The organism is Candidatus Syntrophosphaera sp., from assembly GCA_019429425.1.
In the GTDB taxonomy this organism is placed as follows: Bacteria; Cloacimonadota; Cloacimonadia; order Cloacimonadales; family Cloacimonadaceae; genus Syntrophosphaera.
In genome coordinates, this window is sequence record JAHYIU010000038.1 from 1 (window position 1) to 21241 (window position 21241).

Annotated in this window: 19 protein-coding genes; 15 read left to right on the plus strand and 4 right to left on the minus strand. The window is 56.7% G+C overall.

What is annotated here, in order from left to right:
• From rplS to K0B87_05460, 15 genes are all read left to right on the plus strand, one after another.
• Positions 1–299: 50S ribosomal protein L19 (rplS, locus tag K0B87_05390; protein MBW6514172.1), on the plus strand; the 299-nt coding region annotated here is incomplete at its 5' end.
• A gap of 94 nt (positions 300–393) precedes the next feature.
• Entirely contained in the window at positions 394–867 is a 474-nt protein-coding gene (locus tag K0B87_05395) for a methylated-DNA--[protein]-cysteine S-methyltransferase (GenBank protein ID MBW6514173.1), read from the plus strand.
• Positions 864–1247: a holo-ACP synthase gene (locus K0B87_05400; protein ID MBW6514174.1), complete on the plus strand. Its 384-nt coding sequence runs from the start codon at positions 864–866 to the stop codon at positions 1245–1247. Before K0B87_05395 ends, K0B87_05400 begins: the two co-directional genes overlap by 4 nt.
• Positions 1248–1293: 46 nt before the next feature.
• Positions 1294–1923, plus strand: a complete 630-nt coding sequence (locus tag K0B87_05405; GenBank protein MBW6514175.1) for a nucleoside monophosphate kinase — start codon at positions 1294–1296, stop codon at positions 1921–1923.
• 9 nt (positions 1924–1932) lie between these two features.
• On the plus strand, positions 1933–3621 hold the full coding sequence (locus K0B87_05410; GenBank protein ID MBW6514176.1) for a TrkH family potassium uptake protein: 1689 nt from the start codon (positions 1933–1935) through the stop codon (positions 3619–3621).
• Positions 3622–3631: 10 nt separating this feature from the next.
• On the plus strand, positions 3632–4342 hold the full coding sequence (locus tag K0B87_05415; GenBank protein ID MBW6514177.1) for a TrkA family potassium uptake protein: 711 nt from the start codon (positions 3632–3634) through the stop codon (positions 4340–4342).
• Complete coding sequence (locus K0B87_05420) at positions 4339–5076, plus strand: hypothetical protein (GenBank protein MBW6514178.1); 738 nt, start codon at positions 4339–4341, stop codon at positions 5074–5076. The genes K0B87_05415 and K0B87_05420 overlap by 4 nt, the downstream gene beginning before the upstream one ends.
• Positions 5066–6097 (plus strand): RluA family pseudouridine synthase, encoded by a 1032-nt coding sequence (locus K0B87_05425; GenBank protein MBW6514179.1) that lies wholly within the window; start codon positions 5066–5068, stop codon positions 6095–6097. The genes K0B87_05420 and K0B87_05425 overlap by 11 nt, the downstream gene beginning before the upstream one ends.
• 26 nt (positions 6098–6123) lie before the next feature.
• Positions 6124–7323, plus strand: a complete 1200-nt coding sequence (locus tag K0B87_05430) for a bifunctional 3,4-dihydroxy-2-butanone-4-phosphate synthase/GTP cyclohydrolase II (GenBank protein MBW6514180.1) — start codon at positions 6124–6126, stop codon at positions 7321–7323.
• 243 nt (positions 7324–7566) lie between these two features.
• Positions 7567–8145: a hypothetical protein gene (locus K0B87_05435; GenBank protein ID MBW6514181.1), complete on the plus strand. Its 579-nt coding sequence runs from the start codon at positions 7567–7569 to the stop codon at positions 8143–8145.
• Between the two features lie 69 nt (positions 8146–8214).
• On the plus strand, positions 8215–10596 hold the full coding sequence (gene lon / locus K0B87_05440; protein MBW6514182.1) for an endopeptidase La: 2382 nt from the start codon (positions 8215–8217) through the stop codon (positions 10594–10596).
• Between the two features lie 6 nt (positions 10597–10602).
• Positions 10603–12045, plus strand: a complete 1443-nt coding sequence (locus tag K0B87_05445; GenBank protein ID MBW6514183.1) for a polysaccharide deacetylase family protein — start codon at positions 10603–10605, stop codon at positions 12043–12045.
• A 13-nt stretch (positions 12046–12058) separates the two neighbouring features.
• Positions 12059–12784: a 1-acyl-sn-glycerol-3-phosphate acyltransferase gene (locus tag K0B87_05450; GenBank protein ID MBW6514184.1), complete on the plus strand. Its 726-nt coding sequence runs from the start codon at positions 12059–12061 to the stop codon at positions 12782–12784.
• A 4-nt stretch (positions 12785–12788) separates the two neighbouring features.
• The gene (locus K0B87_05455) at positions 12789–13508 is read left to right on the plus strand and encodes a PorT family protein (protein MBW6514185.1); all 720 of its coding nucleotides are present in this window, start codon (positions 12789–12791) and stop codon (positions 13506–13508) included.
• A 9-nt stretch (positions 13509–13517) separates the two neighbouring features.
• Entirely contained in the window at positions 13518–14960 is a 1443-nt protein-coding gene (locus tag K0B87_05460; protein MBW6514186.1) for a T9SS type A sorting domain-containing protein, read from the plus strand.
• Positions 14961–15119: 159 nt separating this feature from the next.
• Here K0B87_05460 and K0B87_05465 read toward each other — a convergent pair whose 3' ends face one another.
• The 4 genes from K0B87_05465 to K0B87_05480 all read right to left on the minus strand — a co-directional run bounded on the left by K0B87_05465 (position 15120) and on the right by K0B87_05480 (position 21186).
• On the minus strand, positions 15120–17033 hold the full coding sequence (locus K0B87_05465; GenBank protein ID MBW6514187.1) for a SpoIIE family protein phosphatase: 1914 nt from the start codon (positions 17031–17033) through the stop codon (positions 15120–15122).
• Positions 17011–18042, minus strand: coding sequence for an ABC transporter substrate-binding protein (locus K0B87_05470; protein MBW6514188.1), 1032 nt, complete (start codon positions 18040–18042; stop codon positions 17011–17013). Before K0B87_05470 ends, K0B87_05465 begins: the two co-directional genes overlap by 23 nt.
• Positions 18043–18243: 201 nt before the next feature.
• Positions 18244–19854, minus strand: coding sequence for a CTP synthase (locus tag K0B87_05475; protein ID MBW6514189.1), 1611 nt, complete (start codon positions 19852–19854; stop codon positions 18244–18246).
• 87 nt (positions 19855–19941) lie between these two features.
• Entirely contained in the window at positions 19942–21186 is a 1245-nt protein-coding gene (locus K0B87_05480) for an aminotransferase class III-fold pyridoxal phosphate-dependent enzyme (protein MBW6514190.1), read from the minus strand.
• Between the last annotated feature and the right edge of the window lie 55 nt (positions 21187–21241).

Below are 21241 nucleotides of genomic sequence, written 5' to 3' on the forward strand. Positions count from 1 at the left end.
TTCGCGCAGGCGACACGGTGAAGGTCCATTATAAAATTAAGGAAGGTGGCAAGGAACGCGTTCAGGTGTTCCAGGGGATCGTGATCCAAAAACGCGGATCAGGCATCTCCAAATCCTTCACAGTCAGGAAGATATCAAACGGCGTCGGCGTGGAACGCGTGTTCCCGCTCAATTCGCCCAACATCGACAAGCTTGAGATCGTCCGCTTCGGGCAGGTGCGCAGGGCCAAACTTTTCTATCTGCGCCAGGCCAAGGGAAAAGCGGGCCGGATCAAAGAACGCAGACGTTTCACTGCATAGTTGCGAAACACTATCAATCAGAGCCCCAGTCCCGGAATATGCGCGGACGGGGCTCTTGTTTTTTCGGATTCGAAATGAAGAGGTTGAATTTGAGATGAGCATACGCGAGACAGCCTGGATCGAACAGGACGGGCATATTCTCAGGCTGGACCTGGAAGACGGAGAGGTTTCCCAGCTCCTCTTCGCGGAAAAAGCCGGAGCAGCAGAGGCCCAATCGCCTGAAATGGCTGAAGCCTTGCGCCAGCTCCGGGCCTATTTCGCCGGAAGTAATGAGGGCTTAAGCCTCAAGCTCAGGCTGCGCGGGACGGAGTTTCAGATGCAGGTTTGGCAGGCTTTGCTGGAAATTCCAGCCGGCCAGACCAGGAGCTACAAGCAAATCGCGGAGAGGATAGGCCGCCCGGGCGCTTACAGGGCTGTGGGGCAGGCGGTCCACAACAATCCGGTGGCGCTCATCATCCCCTGCCACAGAGTGATCGGGTCCGACGGCTCATTGACAGGCTATGCCGGAGGCCTGGACCTGAAGGAGTGGCTGCTGGACCATGAAAAGAAATTCTGGGGCGGGAAATGATCATTGGCATTGGCACGGACATCGTGAAGATCGAACGCATCCGCAGGCTGCTTGAGCTCTATCCCGGTTTCGCGGACAAAGTCTTCACCGCTGGTGAGATCAGCTATTGCGGCGGACGAAGCAATCCGGAGCAATCCTTTGCGGCGCGCTTTGCGGCCAAGGAAGCACTGATGAAGGCTCTGGGGACGGGCTGGGACGGACGGGTCAACTGGCTGGACATCGAAGTTCTCCAGACAGGCCGGTTTAGGCCGGAGATCCTTGCCCACGGCGCAACCAAGGAAATTCTGGCTGGGCTCGGGGTAACGGGGATCCATCTCTCCCTCAGCCATGAAAAGGAATTCGCCCTCGCTTTTGTGGTCCTGGAACGCCAGAAAACTTGACAAACAGGCGGAGCTGTAATTTAAGGGATAACTTGAGGTGAAACATATGCAATGTTACGTCTTCTTCGGCATCCAGGGCAGCGGCAAAGGCACCCAGGCCCTGCTTCTGAGCGAAAGCCTGAACTTTCAGCACGTGAACATCGGCGACCTCCTGCGGGAACAGGTCCTGCACCAAACAGAGCTGGGACTGAAAGCGCAGGACATAATCAGCCGCGGGGAATTGGTCCCGGATGAACTGGTCTTCGAGATCATCGCCAGATCGCTGCTCCCGGACCGCCAGGGGATCGTCTTTGACGGCTTTCCGCGGACCCTGAGGCAGGCGGAATACCTGGTGGAGCATTTCCAGGTGTTGATGGCTTTTTTCCTGGAACTCGACGAGGCTGCCGCCATAGAGCGAATATCCTCGCGCAGGATCTGCCCCTCTTGCGGGGCAAATTTCAACCTGATCAGCAACAAGCCCCGGCAGGACGGTATCTGCGACGAATGCGGCGGGGCCCTGTCGATCCGCAACGACGACCGTCCGGAAGCGATCTCCAAGCGGTTGCGGGAGTTTTACGAACAAACCCTGGTCCTGAAAGAATTCTTCGGGCAACAGGGACTCCTGGCCCTGATCGACGCGGGCCGGGACATCGCCGCGGTGGCAGTATCGATCAAGGATATAGTGGACAGCCTCTAAGAAACAAGCATGCGCAAGACATTTGAGCAGATCCTGAGCCATATCGAGATCGTGGCCTATCTTTTGGCCTTCTGGAGCTTCTTCGTCCTGTTCCTGGAACCTTTGATCGGCTACTACACTGATTACGCCAGGGTGGAGAACTACACAGCAGTCGCCAACCTGGTGCTGCTCCTGCTGACGATCCTGAACCGGGTCCTATTTGGAGAAGCGATAGGCAAGCAAAAGATCATCCTCCTCGACATGATCATGCTGGTGATGGGCACCCTGCTCCTGCTCTATAGCGCGAAATTCGTCATTTTCTTTTTGTTGGTGCGCCAAACCTACTTCATCCTGCAATTCCTGCTTTTCCGGTTCTCCCAAGGCAAGCTCTACCACTGGCTTTCCGGAAATCCGCCCGTGACCCTTCTGCTGAGCTTCGCCCTGGTTATCTTCTTGGGGATGGTCCTGCTCATGCTGCCTGTTTCTTCGGCGCAGAACAGAGTTACGCCGATGGTGGACGCCCTGTTCACTTCAACTTCGGCCACCTGCGTGACTGGTTTGATCGTTGTGGACACAGGCGGGCACTGGAGTTTCTTTGGCCAGCTGGTTATCCTGGTCCTGATCCAGATCGGCGGGCTGGGGATCATGACGGTTTCGACGGTCTTTGCCCTGTTGCTGGGGCAAAACATCAACCTGAAGCTGAAAAACGTGATGAGCCAGGTGGTGGGGGGAAGCAGGATCGTGAATGTTTTCACGCTGCTGAAGAACATTGCCTTGGTGACCGTCATAATCGAGACGGTGGGGGCGGTACTGCTGTTTTTCAAATTCTCCCAGGATTTTTCCACCCAGCGGGCCATCTACCAGGCTGTGTTCCATTCTGTTTCCGCCTTTTGCAACGCGGGATTTTCTTTGTTCAGCGATAACATGATGGGCTATGGCGGAAGCCCGATAGTGAGCTTTACGATACCTCTGCTGATCCTATTGGGCGGGATCGGCTTTACCGTGATCATCGACATCAACCGCTTTGTTTTTTACCGGGACAGGGTAAAGAAACTGAGCCTGCACACCAAGATCGTGCTCTCGGCAACGGCTTTGCTGATCATCGCGGGTTTCCTGGTTTTCTTTGTCTTTGAATACAACGGCACGATGCAGGGATTTTCCCTCTTCCGCCGTTTCATCAGCTCGCTGTTCCAATCCATAACGACCAGGACGGCGGGCTTCAACACTGTGGATATCGGTGCGCTGGGGAAAAGCACTCTGATGGTGGTGATGGCCCTGATGTTCATTGGAGCTTCGCCGGGATCGACGGGTGGCGGCATCAAAACCACCACCTTCGCGGTTTTGGCGTTCACGATCGTTTCGCTGTTGAAAGGAAAAAAGGACATCACGATCTTCAAGCGCCGCCTTCCCATCGGCAATTTCCGGGAAGCCACGGGAGTGGCGATCCTTTCCGCCGCCATCGTGTTCACCGTGTTGGTGCTGTTGATGCTGGTGGAATCACAGCCTTTCGAGAAGGTCCTGTTCGAGGCGTTGTCAGCTTTTGGCACGGTCGGTCTTTCCACCGGGATCACCTCCGAACTGTCCATGATCGGGAAATTGCTGATCACCCTGTTGATGTACATTGGCAGGATAGGCCCGCTGACTCTGATCTACGCTTTTTCCCTGAAGAAGAAACACACCAATATCAACTACGCCGAGGAAACCATAGCCATCGGCTGAAGGAGACAATATGGCACGCTACGCAGTCATCGGCCTGGGCCGTTTCGGCATGACAGTCGCTAACATTCTGGCTGAGAACGGCATGGAAGTGATCGCCATTGATAAAAGCCAGGAACTCGTGGACGAGATCAGCGGCAAGGTCGCCCAGGCGGTTTGCCTTGATTCCACCGAGGAAAGCATCCTGCGCAATCTTAACCTGAACGAGGTTGACGCCGTGATCGTGGGCATTGGTAGCAACATCCAGGAGTCGATACTCACCGCGGCGATCCTTAAAAAGATCGGTGTGGGGGTGATCTATGCCAAGGTGGAGAATCAATTGCACGGGCGGATCCTTGAATTGATCGGGGTCCAGCGCACTCTTCTGCCTGAAGAGCTGGTGGGCACGCAGTTGGCGAAGACCCTGGTCTCCAAGAATGTGATCGAGTATTTCAATCTTTCCAGCGGCCACAGCGTGATCGAACTGCGAGCGCCGGTGAGTTTTGTGGGGAAAACCCTGCAGGAACTTGCCCTGCCCACGCAAAGAGGGATCAGCGTGATCGCCATCAAATATGATTATCTGGCCGTTACCGATGAAGGCAAGAACGTAATCGAGCAGCGGCTCAACGATATGCCGGGTGCCAACGACATCGTGAACGACGGGGATATCCTGATCCTGATGGGACAGAAGAAAAACATCGACGACCTGATCTACGATGCCGCCACCAAGAAGGACCTGCTATGAAAAGATCGATCAACTCCCTGTATCACCTCGTGATAACGATACTCCTGGCCCTGGTGTTTTTTGAATCCCTGCTGCTGCTGCTCATCAGCACGCGGGCCAAGGACCTGGCGTCCATGGTCAATGACCTGCAGACGGCGATCATCGTGTTTGTGTTTGTGATTTTTGCCTACGCGATCGTGATCTACAACTACATCCCGCTGCGGATCAAGAAATCTCTCAAGCTGGTGGACAAAACGATCAGCGAGATTTCCCGCGGCAGTTACGACGTGGACATCGACACCGATAGCTTTGCAGAGGATAAGGAGATCCTGAGCCTGCTGCTGGGGATCAAAACCATGCTGAGAAGCGTCCAGGGCTTCGACCAGGCCAAGGAACTAAAGATCCACGAACATGACCAACGACTCAAGCAGCTGATCAACCTCCTGCCCCAGGGGGCGCTGATCGCCCTCTCGAACGGGGATGTGAGCTATTGCAACGATGCCCTGCGCCGCAGGTATCCGATCCTGAATGAGGTGAAAAACATCAACAGCCTGAGCCTCAAATCGGATTTCGACCGCAAGGTTTTTGACAAGGTCTCGGATGCCCTGCGTTTTGGCGACAACCTCTATGATGCCAAGATCCCGGATATCGATTACAGGCAGCAGGCCTTGATCAATGGCTCAGTAGTCAGAAACATCAATGGCGACCCCATCGGTGGGGTGTTCATCCTGAATTTCACAGAGCATGTCAAATAAGATCAGGGTGGTTTTTGAGCGCGAGGATCCAGACAGGCTGGATCGCTTCCTGGTAGACCTGCGCGTTCAGGAACTGTACAGCCGGACCTTCATCGAACGCCTTATTGAGGAAGACCGCATTCTGGTCAACAAGATCCCGGTGAAAAAAAGCTTCCTGCTTCACCCTGGGGACGAGGTGGAGGTGTCCCTGCCTGAACTGCAGCCAACCGAGGTTACACCCCAAAACATCCCTCTGGATGTGGTCTATGAGGACGAAGACCTGGCCGTGATCAACAAGGAGCCTGGCATGATAGTTCATCCGGGTTATGGGAATGTGGACCAGACTCTGGTGAACGCCATGGTTTTCCGCTGGCGGGAAGATCTTTCCAGCGGGCGGGAGGCCAACCGGCCCGGGATCGTGCACAGGCTCGACCGCGGAACTTCCGGGCTGATGATCATTGCCAAGAACGACCCCACCCAAAGCGCCCTCAACGACATGTTCGCCAATCGCCAGATCAACAAGACCTATCTGGCCATAACCTGCGGCATTCCCGATCCGGCCGAGGACAGCATCGAAAGCCATATCGGACGCAGCATCAGCAATCCCCGCAAGATGTGCGTGGTCAAAGAGGGACGCTGGTCGCTCACGGCCTATAAGGTGATCAGGTATTTTTACTACTTCGCCCTGGTGAAAGTAAAGCTGGAAACTGGCCGGATGCATCAGATCCGGGTGCACTTTGCCGACCGCAACCTGCCCCTGCTGGGCGATCTGCTCTATAATACGAGGCGCCAGGTGCACGCGCTGGTCCCAGAAAACATGAAACGCAAGGTCACGGAGCTGCTGACCACTCATCTGCACCGGCAGGCCTTGCACGCGTGGCGGCTGGAGTTTGTCCATCCCATCAGCAAAATAAACCTGGATATCAAGGCCGATCCGCCGGAGGATTTTCTCTACGCGCTGAATTGGCTGGAGAAGTATTTTGGCATTGACACGGATGCGAGGGATTTAAACTTGATCCTCAAAGACAACGAAGTGTGGTAACAATGACCGAAAGTACAAGATCCAGCGTGTTTTGCCCGATCGAAGAAGCCATCGGCATCATCTCCGAAGGAGGCATGCTGATCGTGGTGGACGATGAGAACCGGGAAAATGAGGGAGACCTGCTGATGGCGGCGGACGCGATCAATTCCGCCCAAGTCAATTTCATGATCTCCCACGGGAAGGGGCTGCTCTGCGTGCCGATGGAAACCCAGGCCCTGCGGCGTCTGGACATACCTTTGATGACCATTCAAAACACAGACCGCCACGGCACAAAATTCACCATCTCGGTAGACGTGGTGGAAGGAACAACCACAGGAATCTCCGCGTCCGAACGGGCCAGGACCATCCGTGCTTTGGCCCGTCCAGACAGCCGGGCCGAGGATTTCATGCGTCCGGGGCATATCTTTCCCCTCCTGGCCGAGAAAGGCGGCGTGCTCAAACGCGCCGGGCACACAGAAGCGGCTGTGGACCTGGCCAAACTGGCCGGGCGGATGCCTGTGGGCGCCATCTGCGAGATCATCCGTGAGGATGGCGAAATGGCCAGGCTGGACGACCTGATCCCCTTTGCCGCCAAACACGGGCTCAAGATAGTCACCATCGCTGAGCTGATCCGCTTTCGCCGGCATCAGGAGAAGCTGGTCGAGTGCGTCTCCCGGGCCAAATTGCCCACCCCCTATGGCGAATTCAGGATCCTCACCTATATCAGCACGGTTTCCGAAGAATACCATCTGGCCTTGGTCATGGGCGAGATCAATAAGAAAGATCCTGTACTGGTGAGGGTCCATTCCGAATGCCTCACCGGGGATGCCTTGTTTTCCCAGCGCTGTGATTGCGGGGAGCAGCTGAAACGCTCGTTTGAGCTGATCGCCGGGCAGGGCGCGGGCGTTATCCTCTACATGCGCCAGGAAGGCCGGGGTATTGGCCTCGTGAACAAACTGAGGGCTTATCATCTTCAGGATGAGGGCCGGGATACGGTCGAGGCGAATCTGGACCTGGGATTTCCCGTCGATCTGCGTGATTACGGGATCGGGGCCCAGATCCTCAAAGACTTGGGATTAAAAAAGATCAGGCTTCTGACCAACAACCCCAAGAAGATCGTGGGTCTGCAGGGCTACGGGCTCGAAATCGTGGAGCGCGTGCCCATCGAAATACCAGTTCAGGATAAGAACCGGACCTACATGCAGACCAAAAAAGAAAAAATGGGGCACATTCTTAATGATGTGTGATTTTGCTGGCTCCATTTCAAACAAAGTGGACTTTATCCCGGATTCCCAAGAAATCGCCCTTGAATTCTTACCTTTCGTTTCCTGCCTGTATCACGCCGATTGCTCGCCAAACGGGCGGGTATCCGGCGGGAAACGTACAGGAAACCAATCTTCTGAAAACAAGGGGGAATTTATCAGAGTTTTCCCACTGGTTCTGAAAGAGGGGCATTGCCACTCTTCAGGCTTTAAAACAAGGAGTAACAGATGCTGTTTCTAAAATCGCTGCTATTCATAGTCTGGAATATCGCTTTGGGCACCTTGCTGCTGCTCAAGGTCAGATGGTTTTTGTTCAATCGCAGGCAACTGGTGGTCCTGGGCCTGAAGATCCCGCTCACTCCCGGATTCCTGGTGCGCAAGCGTGACTGGCTTTTCAACAAGGTTCGGGACATCCTGCAGGATTACCTGGACCAGGCGGAAAACAAAGCCCGGAAATCCGGATATCTGAATAAATGGGAAGAACAGATCTGGCAGACGGTCTGGGACCAGACCGGCTTCATCGATGATTGGGTGTTTCTGCCCAGAGGTTTCAAGGACAAGATCCACACTGCCGTCGCGTCCGCTGTCAGGGAAGTGGCCTCCAAGATCCTGCGCAAGGCCGTTCCCCACTTCATCGAGCAATGGCGGGTCGAGCACCGGATAGACGAATATGACGACCAGTTCAGCATCGATTTCTTCTACAAGTATTTCCGCCAATATGTCTTCAAACCCCTGTTGCTGGCATTTCTGGCCATCAATTTAATCATTGGCGTCTTGAACATGGCCCTCTTTCTGATCCTGGCCTGATCCCCTTGGCGGCAGAAATTCAGACAGAACCTCCGGCCCTGAACCATGAACACACCTAGGAGCGCAAAAATGGAAGAACAAAGCAACCGGATACCCAGGACCCTGCCAGTGCTGCATATCAACAACGTGGTGATGTTTCCCTACCTGTTGATGCCGCTGGTGGTCACCGATGAGGAATCCAAGCTGGTGATAGACCACGCCCTTTCCCAGGACAAGACCATGGCCTTTTTCCTGGACAAGGATAAAGACAACCCCAATGATCTCGGCTTGTATGAAACTGGCACCTCTGTGTCCATATTGAGGATGCTGAGAAATCAGGATGGTTCGATCAGCCTGCTCTTGCAGGGAACATCGCGCCTGCGCCTGCAGAAGGCGGTGCAGCGCGAACCCTTCGTCATGGTGGACGTGGAAACCATCCCCGAGCAGCATGTGGAGGATACCGAGATCCATGCCCTGCGGACCATCGCCATCGAGCTGATGGAAAAGATCGCCTCGGAAAGCACCATCCTGAACAATGAGATGATCTCCGGCCTGAACAACATCAATCAGGCGGGCAGGGTGGCGGACATCATTGCCGGCAACTTGGACCTCCAGATCGAAGACCGGCAGATCATCCTGGAAACGATCGACCTGAAAAAGCGCTTCAAACACCTCAATAACTGCCTGGCCGAGATGATCAAGCAGATGCGCATCGAAAACCACATCCGCAGCAACATCCAGCTGGAAATGACCGAAGACCAGCGCCGCTACTACCTGCGGGAGCAGATGGACGCGATCCGCAAGGAATTGGGCGAAAGCGACGAGGTGAGCAAAGAGATCCTGAAATGGAAGGAGCTCATCGAAAAGAACAAGCTGCCCGACTATGTCGAGGAAGTGGCCTATGAGGAATTGGGCCGGCTCTCGACCATGCAGCCCGCGGCCAGCGAATATGCCGTGCTGCGCAATTATCTGGACTGGATCGTCAATCTGCCCTGGCGCACCTACAGCAAGGACAGGCTGGACCTGAACCAGATCGATCGCATCCTCACCCACGACCATTACGGCTTGGAAAAGCCCAAGGAACGCGTGATCGAATACATTGCCGTGAAAAAGCTCAAGGGCCGGCTCAAAGGCCCGATCCTCTGTTTCGTGGGGCCTCCCGGCACCGGCAAGACCTCGATCGGCCAATCTGTCGCCCGGGCGCTGAACCGCAAATTCATCCGCATGTCCCTGGGCGGGATCCACGACGAGGCCGAGATCCGCGGCCACCGCAGGACCTATATCGGCGCCATGCCTGGAAAGATCATCATGGAGATCAAGCGCCAGGGCACGGCCAATCCGGTCTTCATGCTGGACGAGATAGACAAATTGGGCCGCGATTTCCGCGGTGACCCGTCTTCCGCCCTCCTGGAAGTGCTCGATCCCGAGCAGAACAACAGCTTCGTGGACAACTACATCAATCTGCCTTTCGACCTCTCCGAAGTGATGTTCATCACCACCGCCAATTCCCTGGAGACCATTCCTCCCGCCCTGCGCGACAGGATGGAGATCATCGAATTCACCAGCTATCTGGAGACGGACAAGATCGAGATCGCCCGCCACTACCTGATCCCCAAGGAAAAAGAAGCCAACGGCCTCTCCCAACAGAAGATCAGGTTCCATAAATCCGCCCTGCAGGAATTGATCCGCTACTATGTGCGGGAAGCGGGAGTGCGCAATCTCCAGCGCAGGATCGGCTCCATCTTCCGCAAGATCGCCCGCGAGGTCGCCTCCGGCCAGTCAAAGGAATACCAGATCAAGGCCTCCAACATCAGCGGCTTTCTCGGCCCCCGCAAATTCACCCTCGAGATCGCCAACCGCAAACCCGAGGTCGGCATCGCCACCGGCCTGGCCTGGACCGCCTATGGCGGCGAGATCCTCTTTTGCGAGACCACCCGCATGCCGGGCAAGGGCGCGATCCTCCTCACCGGGCTTTTGGGCGAGGTGATGAAGGAATCGGCCCGCATCGCCCTCAGCCATCTCAAGGCGAATTACCAAAAATACGGCATCGATCCCCGCGAACTGGAAAAATACGACATCCACATCCATTTCCCCGCCGGAGCGGTACCCAAGGACGGCCCTTCTGCCGGGATCACGCTAACCACGGCTCTGGCCTCGCTGTTCACGGGCAGAAAGGTCAAGCACGATATCGCCATGACGGGTGAAGTGACCCTGACGGGCAAGGTTTTGGGCATCGGCGGCCTGAAAGAGAAGATCCTGGCGGCCAAGCGTGCCGGGATCAACAAACTCATCGTGCCCCGCGAGAACGAGGAAACCCTCAGCGATTTTCCCCGGGACATTCTTGAGGGGATGGAGATAAATTTCGTCGATGACGTGAAGGATGCCCTGGACATGGTGCTGCTGGAAGCCCCGAAAGCCGTCAAGGCGGAACCGGAGCTGAAGCCGAAACGGCCTGATAGCGCGCAGAACTGAGCTCCCATGGACAAATTCCCCAACATCATCATCCTGCTCAATTTGCCCCGGGAGTACATTCCCAAGGCGGAATTTGTCCTGCGCACCTTCTGTTCGGTCCTGCGCCTGCATCCCCAGTTCTATTACGAAAAGCACTTTGAGGGGGCCCACATCTATTACGGGCGCGCCACGGAAAAGGGATATCCCATCAAGATCCACTTCGCGGAGGGAACTTCCGGCTTCTTCGAACAGCGCGAACTCTATCCCCTGGACCTGGTCAATTTCAACAAATACAAAAACGAGTACATTCCCTTCCTGTTTTCCCAGCCCGGCTCTATTTTCTCCTTCAATGCCCAAAGCATAACCTTCCGCAAGGACATCGTCGCCAGCGGCTTCTATTTTCTCACCTGCTGGCATGAATACATCCTGGGTTATCATGGCGAAGCGCGCGGCAGGGTGGATTATCGGCAATCCTTGCAATACAGGTGGGACTTCATAGATGTTCCCGTCATCGACGTCTATTGCCAGATGCTGCTGTTCGCGATGGGCAACTCCCTGCCCCAGTTCATCCGCGAGATCTCCTGGAACAAGGAATACAGGTTCTCCATCTCCCTCTCCCACGACATCGATTATTGGGATTACTGGGCTCCCGGGCAAAAGGCGGAAACGCTCAGATACAACCTCCGCACCTTCTTCAAGAGGCCGGTCAACGCCACCTACAAGATCCTCGGCCACACCCTGCACAAAAACCTGATCCACAATCCGCAGCGCCAGGCCCGCTGGATCCTGCGCAAGGAGGAGGACCTCGATGTCCGGTCCACCTGGTTCCTTTTTGGCAAGGACGATTTTGAGGACGCGCGGCAAAACTACATCGCGGATCCCAGGATCAGGGACAGGCTGGTCAGGATCCTCGGGGATCAGGAGGTTGGACTGCATGGAAGCCCCGAATCGGCTTACGACGGGAACGCGCTCCGCAAGGAGATGGCCAACCTGAGGTCAGTCGGCTTCGAGGTCACCGGCTACCGCTCCCACTATCTGAATTTCGATTACCAGCGGAGCTTCAGGATCCTCGAAGAAGCCGGGATCCAGTATGACAGCACCCTGGGCTATTGGGAAAACATCGGTTTCCGGGCCGGCATTTCCTTTCCCTTCTATCCCTTCAACCTCGAAGAAAACAGGCCTTTCCGCGTCCTCGAGATCCCGCTCATCGTGATGGATACCACCCTCTATTCCAAAAAGGCCATGAACCTCACTCCCCAGGCGGCCAAACGCACCCTGAAGCGGCTGATCAACATGGCCGACAAATACCAGTCCCATCTTTCCCTGCTCTGGCACAATGTCAGCTTCGATCCCATCGATTTCACCCTCTGGGGCAGCGTCTATTGGAGCATCCTCAGATACGCCCGGGACAGGGATGCCTGGATCTCCTCCCTCCATGACCTTTACACTGAATGGGTCAATCTCAGCTAAGGATTCAACCGCGATGCTCAAACTGCTGACCACCATTCTCTGGAAAGCCTGGTACGTGCTGTTCATGCTGCTTACCTTTCTCGCCTTGCCTTTCCTCCTGATCTTCAAACCTTTCGTCTCGCCCGGCAAGTATCGCCATCTGGCCTGGCTGGTGGCTTCAACCTGGGCCAGGGTGACGGTCCGCTCCACCGGCTCAAGGGTCCGGATCAATGGCCGTGAGCTGATCCCCAACGCCACCCGACTGGTTTTCATCGGCAACCACCAGAGCCTGTTCGACATTCCCTGTTTCCTGGGCTGGATTGGCCGCCCGGTGGGATTCGTCGCCAAACAGGAACTCTTCAGAATACCCGCGCTCAGCCAATGGATGCACCAGTTGCCCTGTGTTTTCATCGACCGCAACAGCGCCCGGCAGGCGATGGCCACTTTCAAAGCCAGCGCGGAGATCATCCGCCAGGGCCATCCCCTGGTCATCTTTCCCGAAGGTGGGCGCAGCGATCCGGAGGTTTTGCGGAAATTCCACCTCGGCAGCCTGAAACTGCCCCAGATGGCCGATGCCACCATCATTCCCTTCGCGATCAAGTCTTCCTGGCGCATCATGGAGATCGACAATCACATCCACGCAGCGCAAGTGACCATCACCATCCTGCCTCCCGTCAGGCCGGATGATCCCCTCTACAACCAAAAGATCGAGCTGGCCGAACATCTGCAAAGCATGATCGGAACCGCTCTAAACGAGTAGTAGTGTGAAATATCTCATTTCCCTTGCCTTGATCATTGTTTCAGCAGGCTGTCTTTTTGCCCGGACCACCGTCGATTTCGGTCCCAAACTGGGCTTCAACCTCTCCCAGCACTACGGCACCAAGGCCGCCGATAACGATCTCGAGGTCCAATCAGTTATGCGTCCCGGAATTTCCGCGGGGGCCTGGCTGGACCTGAACATCCTCCCCAATTTCAGCCTGGGCTACGAGCTGCTCTATTCCATGAAGGGCTCGGAGCAAAACATCACCATCATCAGGATGGAGGAAGACGGGGAAATGGTGGAACTGGACAAACCCGCCGTGATGAACGTCAAATATTATCTGGATTACCTGGAAGTCCCCATCCTGCTCAAGGTAAAAACCCTCGACCGGCCGGGTTGGAGCATATCCGCGATCACGGGCACGGCCATGGGCATCAAGGTCAAGGGCTGGCACCGGCTGGATGGGACCTTCTATCTGCCCCTCGGGGACGGCGAATTCGACGCGATTCCCGTCACCGAAGAGTCCCGCCTCGAAGAAGTCAACCTGTTCGATTTTTCCTTTGTTTACGGCGGCAATCTGGAGCTCAAGGGCAAAGTCCCCCTCATTTTGGAATATCGCTTCACTCTGGGCTGGGACAACCTTGCCCTGCCAACCTTTGAGCTGTTCGAACCCGTCCAGCTCCGCAACCAAACCTACAGCCTGATGCTGGGCTACAAATTTTAGAAGGCGCCAATGAAACACATCATCGCTTTGACCGCGCTCCTGATCCTGGGCTCAGCCCTCTTTGCCCTCCTGCCCCTCGAGCCGATCTATTCCAGCGGGCCCTTCGGCGCTCAGCAGATCGGGCTGCTCACCTGGTCGGACCGCGCGGATTCCCTTGTCTATTACCAGGGAAACTCTCCGCAAACCATCACTCTGGAGCCCTCGAACTTCGGCGCGGGCTGGATCTCGGGGATCCTGCCTCTTCCTGACCATCCCTATGTCGGCTATCGCGGGCAGGCAGACGAACTGCGGGTCAATCCCGTCTTTTGGGATCAGGGAACGGCGGTTCCTCTGTCCCATCACATCCTCGTGGAAACCGATCCCGCGGGGGACAACCTTTTCAGCGGCGACTTCCTGGACATCCTCCATTACAAGGCCGGTTTCAGCTCCGAACGCCTGTCTTTCGCCATCAAGAACAATTCCACCGAGTTTCCCGTCAGTTCCGGCACCACGTTTTTCGCCTACATGGTACTCCTGGTCGATCCTGCTTCCGTTCCGGACGATAACCCCATCGTTTATGGCCTGATGTACACCGTGGACCTGGGCACGATCATCAGTCCCGGCCTCTATAAGATCTCCGGAACCGGGCTCACGGACCAGGTCCGCATCGGAGACATCAGCTCATCCGTCGATCCCCAAAGCGAGCTGCTCCTGCTATCCTGCGCTTTGAGCGACCTGGCCGCGGACGCCGATTTCAGCTCCTGGTTCGATCCGGACTATCCCCTCATCGGCACGGGTGTCATCACTTCCCGCATCACCCTCACCTCCGGGGTGCAGCAAGCCGACGCCGTTGCCAGCGCCCAGCTCCTCTTCAAACCGCAACTGATGCCAACCGCCAACTCCTTTGCCCCCCTCCTGGAGAATCCGGGCGCGGAGTATATTGTTTTGGATGATCAATACGTTGTCCGCTTCCATATCGCGTACACGGACGCCGATCAGAATTTCCCCCGCGTGGCGGAATTCCTGCCCGATGGGGGAGGGGCCTGGCAGCTCCAGCCGAATGGCGAACCTCAGGACCTGGACTTCAGCTCGGCAGTCACTTTCCGCACCGAGGGGATCCCTCTCGCCCCGCCCTGGAACGGGCAATTCAGATTCTCCCACGGCGATGAGTTTGTCTATCTCGGCCTCTATCCCACGGCAGTCAATGACGATTTCATGCCCGGGCTCAGCCTCTCCATCCATCCCAACCCCGCCCGGGGTTCCATCACCCTGGATCCCGGCACAAAGCTGGAGGGCGCGCTCGATGTATCTCTTTACAACCCGCGCGGGCAGAGGGTCAAAACCTGGAATTTTATCAGCCCTGATACCGGCCCGCTCAGCCTGGACCTCAGGACCCTGCCCGCCGGGATCTATTTTCTTAGACTGCGCGATACCCGGGGCAGCCGGGTCAAACGCTTCGTCAAACTGGATTGAAGCGCCCCCTTTCCCTCCTTATATTCTAAACGCATGCCTCTCGTACGCCTCCCGTACACCACCCGCCTGATTGGCGGGAAGTCGGGGAGAGGCAGGCAGCTGGCGAAGGTTCCAGACAAAAGGGCGGAAAGTAGTGGGGAAAGTTCGTTTAGGGTAAGCTCAGCCGGGCAGGTTTCCCTGGAATTCGACGACTAGGATGGTGATATCGTCTTTTTGGTCATCGGAGCGGGAGAAATCCCTGACGGCGGCGAGGATGGCCTGGGCGGTCCTTTCGGGCTGCGTTTCGGCGAGCTCGCCGAGGATTGTTTCCAGGCCGGCGGTGCCGAAGAGGCTTTCATCGGGGCTGAGGGCCTCGGTGACGCCATCGGTGACGAGGATGATCTGGTCTCCGGGGCCCAGCTTGAGGGATTCGGATTCGACGGCCAGTTCCTCGAAGAAGCCCAGGGCGGTGGAATGGGTGGCGGCGAATTTCCTGAGCCTGCCGTCTTTCCGCAAGAGGTAGAGCGGCACGTGCCCGGCGTTGGAGAAGACCAGTTCGCCGGTGTTGAGGTCGATGATCCCCAGGGTCATGGTCACGAAATTGGATTCCAGGTTGTTTTTGACCAGAAATCCGTTGAGCTGGCCCATGATCTGGGCCGGGGTGCCGTACAAGGGGGCCACGGTGCGGAGCAGGGTTGTGACCATGGTCATGGACATGGCGGCGCCGATGCCTTTTCCGACGACGTCGGCGATGCCGAAGCAGAAATGGTTGGCATCGATGAGGAAATAGTCGTAGAGGTCGCCGCCGATCTGCCCCGCCGGTTCCAGGATCCCATAGGTGGAGATGTTTTGGGGCCTGAGTCCCGGGTTGTCGTGTTTGGGGATGAGGTTGCGCTGGATGGCCGAGGCGAAGAGGACCTCGTTCATGATCCGGTTGCGTTCGGCTGTGACCTGGCGCAGATTGGTGATATATTCCTTCAGCGAAGCGCGCATCTGCTCGAAGGCCTCGGTGAGGAACTTGATCTCGTAGGCGTTGGTGGAGGTGCTCAGTTCAAAGTCCAGATCCCCCCTGCCCACGAGTTTGAGGGAATCCACGAGGTTTTTGAGGGGTTGGTTGATGGCATGGGTGCGCCCGTAAACAATGGCGGCGACGATCAGGAAGGCTATCACGGCAGCGATGAGATAGATCAGGGTGAGTTTGTTGTAATCGGAGACCAGCTCCGCGTGGGGAACGATCATGGCCAGGGTCCAATGGCTGGAAGGCAGCGGCCTGTAATAGATCCAGACATCCCCCTCCGGGTCCCAATCCTTGATCCTCGCGATCCCGCTTTCGTCGTTGACGATGCTCTTGCCGATCTCGCGCAGCCTGGCGTCCTGGTGGATTTCCGCGAGGTCGAAGATGGTGTAGTTCATGGCCAGGGAATCCTCCGGATGGGCAACGATCGTGCCATTGTAGGAAAGCAGGAAGGCGTATCCGGTATCCTTGGCCTTGATGGAGAGCGCGATCCTCTGCAGATTTTCCAAAGGCAGGTCCAGCCGGAGAATGCCCATGAGGCTGCCATTCACCACCAGGGGCAATGAATAGGAGCAGACCAACTGGGCCGAACCGTCCGCGTCGAACCAGGGATCGGACCAATAGCTCTTTTGGGTGAGATAGGGGATCTGATACCAGTCCTTGTATTGGTAATCCGGGTTGGCGATCAGCTTGGAGCTGAGCCTGCCCTCCAGGAGCTGGTAGACCCGGGGTTCCCGGCCAGATCCCTCTCCGTAGGCGAGGCAAACCGAGATCAGGTCCGGATTGTCGTACAGCAGATGCAGCAACTGGCGCCTGAGTTCGGTCTCATCCAAAACATCGGAACTGACGACGTTTCGGAAAGTTCTGCCCTGGGTCATGATCCGCACCAGCTTCTTGTCGATCAGTTGGACCTTTTCGCTGAGCAGGTTGCCGATCGATTCATTGGCCGAGTCAATGGTGACCCGGTTGATGAGCTGCCCGATGATCAGAAAGGTCACCGCCAGGACGATCACCAGAAAGAAGAAGATGAACGAGATGATCTGGAAAGCCAGGGTCTTAGTTTTTTTTCCTGATCTCATGGGGATAAAAGCTCTTGTAGTCGACCGGTTGGGAGATCCAGCCGTGTTCCAGCAAAATGGCCTGGACCTTGTCAAAGTCGTCCGGGTGCAGGTAGCCGATCGCGTCAGGATAGCGCAGGACGCGGTCTCTCATGTGGCCAAGCATCCAGGCCTGGTGGGCGCGGTTGGCCGGCAGATGGGCTTCCCGCAGATATCCAAGCACCACATCCAGGGTTTCCTCCGGATGGGCGAGGGCGTAGATCCAGCCTTCCAGGGTGGCTTCGGTGAATCTGGCGCATTCCTCCGGATGTTGGCCATAAAACTCTTTGGTGGTGTAAAGCCCGTCATCCACGATGTCAAAGCCATGGTCGCTGAGGTCAAATTGGATGAGGTCTTTTTCGTCCCAGCCCGTCATCAGGATGCGGTGGAGCTCATTGTAGTCCATGGCGTTCATCAGGTCGATGGCGTTGTTGAGCAGGAGGTTGACCGACCAGTCGACGGGCACGATCTGGGCGTCGTATTGGTTGTATTCCAAAAACAGCCGGACATACTCGCCCGGCTCGTCGCGCCAGATGCCGATCTTTTTGCCGTTGAGGTCTTCGATGGAGAGCAGGCGGGGAGTTTTTTTGCCCACCAGAATGGTGGAGTTTTTCTGGGATATCTGGGCCAGGTTGACTATTTCGGGGCCCGTGTGATAGTACTTGACCGCGGTCATCAGGTTCAGGTTGGAGATGTCCGAATGGCCATTCACCAGAGATCGGTAGGGAGGGAAATCTGAGCCTCCGGACAGGATCTGCACATCCAGCCCGCGCTTTTGGTAGAAGCCTTTTTCCAGGGCCATGTAGGAGCCGGCGAACTGGGCCTGGTGCAGCCATTTGAGCCTATAGCGGATGGGGAACAGATCCTCATTGCCCTGGCTGGGGATTTCCGCCTGGACGCGAGGCTGGGGCTGGGGTTGGGGCGCTTCCTGACCACAGGCAGATGCCAGCAAGAGCAGCAGCATGGCAAGTGGCAGGCATAAGCCGGCCATGCTCTTGTTTGGGTTCCCGTGAACAAGCACCATATTCCTTCCCTGCGGCCCAAAGCGCCGCTTAAGCCAACGCGTGGGCGTATTTCCTTTTGGATTGTACAAAAGCGGAACTCTTGATTCGCGTCAAGTCTTTAATTAAGCAAATTGGGATTATCTGTGGATAATTTTACACAGTGGGGGGCCAAAGGACGGAATCAAGCGCTATTTCTGCCTTTCCCGGCCATAGGCGTGGGCGGCCTGGAAAAAAGCCTTGAACAGGGGATGGCCCTTATAGGGGCGCGATTTGAATTCCGGATGGAACTGCACTCCGATAAAGAAGGGATGGGCGGGCAATTCGACGATCTCCACCAGCAGGTTGTCCAAAGAAAATCCGGTCAGGGCCAGGCCTTTGGCGGCCAGCATCTCGCGGTAGTCATTGTTGAATTCAAAGCGGTGGCGGTGCCTTTCGCTGATCGTCGCGCTCGCGTAGGCCTTGCGGGCCAGGCTGCCAGCGATGAGGCCGCAGGGATAGGCGCCCAGGCGCATCGAACCGCCAACCAGTTCCTTGTAGAGCTGGTCCTCCATCAAATGGATCACCGGATGGGGCGTGTTTGGATCAAACTCGGTGCTGTTGGCGTCCTTGAGGTGGCAGACGTGGCGGGCGAATTCGATCGCCGCCACCTGCATGCCCAGGCAGATGCCCAGAAAGGGGATGTTGCGGGTCCGGGCGTATTGGGCGATGGCGATCTTGCCTTCGATGCCCCGGATGCCAAAACCGCCCGGTATGAGGATCCCGTCGGCGTCCTTGAGCAGTTTGGCCAGGTCGGCTGCCTTGAATTTGCGCTCCGAATCCACCCATTTGATCTGGACTCTCAATTTTTGCCAGGCCGCGGCGTGATGCAGGGCTTCCTCGATGCTTTTATAGGCGTCCTGGTGCTTGACGTATTTGCCGCAGACGGCGATGGTCACCTTTTCCGAGCTGGCGGAGGAATTGGCCAGAAAATCTTTCCAGGCGCGCATCCTGAGGGGTTTGCATTCCAGGCCGAAATGCTTGCAGATGATCTTGTGCAGATTGGCCTGCCGGAAAGTGATCGGCACCTCATAGACGCTTTTCACGTCGATGGCGTTGACCACATTGGCGCGCTGGACATTGGTGAACAGGGCGATCTTGGCATAGATCTCCTCGTCGAACTGCCTTTCCGACCGGCAGAGCAGGATCTCGGGCTGGATGCCGATCTCGCGGAGCTTGTAGGCGCTGTGTTGGGAAGGCTTGGTCTTGAGTTCGCCCGCGGCCTTGATGTAGGGGATATAGGTGAGCATGACGTAGAGCGTGTTTTGCAAACCCAGGTCCAGCCTGAGTTGGCGGACCGCTTCCAGGAAGGGCAGGCTCTCGATGTCGCCGATGGTGCCGCCGATCTCGGTGATGATGATGTCGTAATCCTTGTCCAGCAGCCTGATGCGGCGCTTGATCTCGTCCGTGATGTGGGGGATCACCTGCACCGTCTTGCCCAGATAAACTCCCTTCCTTTCGTTCAGGAGCACAGTTTCGTAGACCTGGCCTGCCGAAACGCTGGAGTTTTTGGTCAGGGCCTCGTCCACGAAGCGTTCATAATGCCCCAGGTCCAGATCGGTCTCGGCGCCATCGTCGGTCACAAACACCTCGCCGTGCTGGAAGGGGCTCATGGTGCCGGGGTCCACGTTCAGATAGGGGTCGAATTTCTGGGTGGCCACGCGATAGCCCATCGATTTGAGCAGCAAACCGATCGACGCGGTGGCGATGCCCTTGCCCAATGACGATAAAACCCCGCCCATCACAAAAATGTACTTTGCCATCTTTCCTCTGTAATCTTGCGCGGGGCAGGGTGGGAACCTCAGCGGATCACCACCCCGTCCGCGATTGCCTGTATTTTGCCCCGGTCGTCAGACCAGGCTGTTCAATTCGCTCAGTGATTCCCGGATCGCCTGGACCGTGAAGTCCAGGTCCGCGTCGGTATGCCGGTAACAGATATATCCATGGTGATAGGGCTGCAGGAACACTCCCCGGCGGATGAGCTGGGTGTAAAACTCTGCCCGGAGCCTTTTGTAGAGGCCGGTGCCATCCTTGGGGAAAGTGATGAAGGGCATCCAGGGCGCTCCGCTGAAGCGGGCCGGAAGGCAGGATTCCTCCACGACCTTTTCCACCCGCTCGCCAAACTTTTTGCCTTTGGCGGCAATGACGTCCAGGACTTTTTCCCGTTGCAGGATCTCGATGGTCTTGAGGGCCGCGATCTGCGCGTCGCTATTGGGGAAGAAGGTGGAAGAGAGGAACACCTTGTCCGCCAATACGCTCATGACCTCGCGTTTCCCAACCAAGGCGGCGATGGCATAGCCATTGGCCATGGCCTTGCCGAAGGTGGCCAGATCGGGCGTGACGCCAAACAGGGCTTGCGCTCCGCCGATATGGCAGCGGAAACCGCTCCGGATCTCGTCGAAGATCAGCAGGCAGCCATATTTGTCCGCCAGCTGCCGCACTCCTTCCAGATATCCGGGTTTGGGCATCTGGACCTCGGCCGCCAGGGGATGCCCCACCGGGGTCACGATTATGGCCGCCATGTCGTTGGCATTGGCTTTGAGGATGCCTTCGAGCTGGTCGAGGTCGTTGTAATGGAATTCGATGATGTCCTCGTAGAATTTTTCCGGGATGCCGCCTTTCACTTCCACGCACCAATCGTGCCAGCCGTGATAGCCGCAGCGGGCCACCTTCAGTTTTCCGGTATGGGCCCGGGCAACCCTGATGGCGATCGTGGTGGCGTCGCTGCCGGTTTTGACGATGGCCGCCATTTCGCAGCAGGGGATGATCTCCTTGAGTTTGTGGACCAATTCGTTTTGCATGGACTGGGTGAGCGAAAAGCAGAATCCTTTGTCCCGGATCTGCTCGATCACGGCGTTGTCGACCTCTTCCTCGCAATAGCCGAGGATGATCGGGCCATAGGCGCAAAGGTAGTCTATATACTCGTTTCCGTCCACGTCGATGATGCGTCCGCCTTTGCCCCGGTCAAAGAAGATGGGATACTCGCCCTGGACAAAGTTGTAGGGCCTGCGGATCCCGGCCACGCCCCCAGGGACGAGGGTTTGGGCCTCGGCAAAGAGGGCCATGCTCTTATCAAGTTTCAGTTTGTCTGCCATGCTTTCCTCAAATTTCCCACAGCGAGGCGATACCCATTCCGCCCCCGATGCAAAG